Below are 1,638 nucleotides of genomic sequence, written 5' to 3' on the forward strand. Positions count from 1 at the left end.
AGAGAAAACCAACGGCACTGTCTGCAGTCTTCGGAATGATTCCGGGACCGCTCGATAAATCCAATCTCTGATCTTCGTTCCTGTATTTTCGCCATTGTATCCTGATTTAGATTTCCCAGCTTAAAATCATCCAGAACATAAAAATCGCAGGGATAGACTCCCCCGTCCGCCTCTACCACATTCTGAATCCCGCATACCCCTCGTTGTTCACAGGATTCCGGTTCGTATTTTAAGAGGATTCCGATATAGTTTTCAAACTGCCTGATATAGGGCTGTTTTCCCCGTTTCCAGTCCTTATACCACAGGTGAAACAGCCTGACTAAGAATTCACCGTACGCCTTTGGAGTAAGGGAGTATTCTCTTTGGCCGCGAATCTCCCCAATGGGGTCCAGGCAGGCAATAAACTGTAAATATTCCCAGCCATTCCTCTTGTATTCCTTATAAATGGAATCAATATTTTCTGCGGTTTCCTTATTCACCACTGTCAGTATATTAAAATCCACACCGCTTTTCTTCATCAGCCTGGCTGCCTGAAGAACCTTCTGGTACGTTCCTTCTCCCTTTTTGCCATGCCTGTACTTATCATGTGTGGCTTGCGTTCCATCCACGGATAAGCCCACCAGAAAGTGATTTTTTTTAAAGAATTCACACCACTCTTCTGTAATTGCATAACCATTTGTCTGAAGCGCAAACTCAATTTTTAAATTATTCACGTTATACTGTTTTACTAATCGGACTGCCTCTTCAAAAAAATCAATTCCACAAAGAGTTGGTTCACCCCCCTGGAAAGCAATTCCTACACTCTGTTCTGCATAAGAAAATGCCTTGCGAATTACATTCTCCAAGGTCTCTTTTGACATCAATCCGTAAGAGGCCTGCTTCCTTTTTTGTGTTTCATCACAATAAAAACAGTAATCGCATTCCATATTGCACAGCCCGGAAGCTGGTTTTATCAATAAATTCACCGGCGGCATACAACCGTTTCCTCCTTGCCTTTTAAGATAACTTATAAATATTATAGCAGCAAATCATCATAATTTCTGCCATCAGTACAATAAAAAGTTTATTCACGGTAACCTCACGGAGCCGCTTACAGACCTTTCTGCCAATCGCTCCTCCTGCAATGCCGCTAAGTACCATAACCGCAAGGATCAGAAAACTGAATTCCGGTATCTGGCCGGCTGCCAGGGATTGAATCAGACTGGCTGCCTGAGAGAACAGAATAATGTACAGAGAATTTTGCCCGGCGGTTTTCGTATCCATAGAAAAGAAATAAAACAGCACCACCAGATTAATGGGGCCTCCCCCGATTCCAAGAAAGGAGGACAAAATCCCCAAAACAAAACCGATGATAATGCAAACCACTTTATTCGTGATATGGTGGGTTTTAATCCTGTCTTTCTTAATCGTATAAAGTAATGTCCCTATCGTAATAAGTAAAAGACACACCGCCTGTACAGAACCCACCTGATCCCGGTCAGGAAAACTGCTGGCAACCATATGAAACATTACTTTTCCTGCCACGCCCCCGGCTGCTGCACCGATTGCCAGAGGTGTGCCAGTTGTTCTGTCAACAGAAGAATCTCCGCCTGAAATTGATTTTAACACAGAAAAACATGCCATGGCAAGCACTGTGCA

At 43.4% G+C, this 1,638-nt stretch carries 2 protein-coding genes; both read right to left on the reverse strand.

Annotation, left to right across the window (positions count from 1 at the left end):
* Window positions 1-974: anaerobic sulfatase maturase (locus BXY41_RS26540; RefSeq protein WP_104439889.1), on the reverse strand; the 974-nt coding region annotated here is incomplete at its 3' end.
* 22 nt (window positions 975-996) lie between these two features.
* On the reverse strand, window positions 997-1,638 hold a 642-nt coding region (locus BXY41_RS26545; protein WP_242980426.1), incomplete at its 5' end, for a sulfite exporter TauE/SafE family protein.

It is taken from the genome of Lacrimispora xylanisolvens, from assembly GCF_002934545.1.
Taxonomy (GTDB): Bacteria; Bacillota; Clostridia; order Lachnospirales; family Lachnospiraceae; genus Lacrimispora; species Lacrimispora xylanisolvens.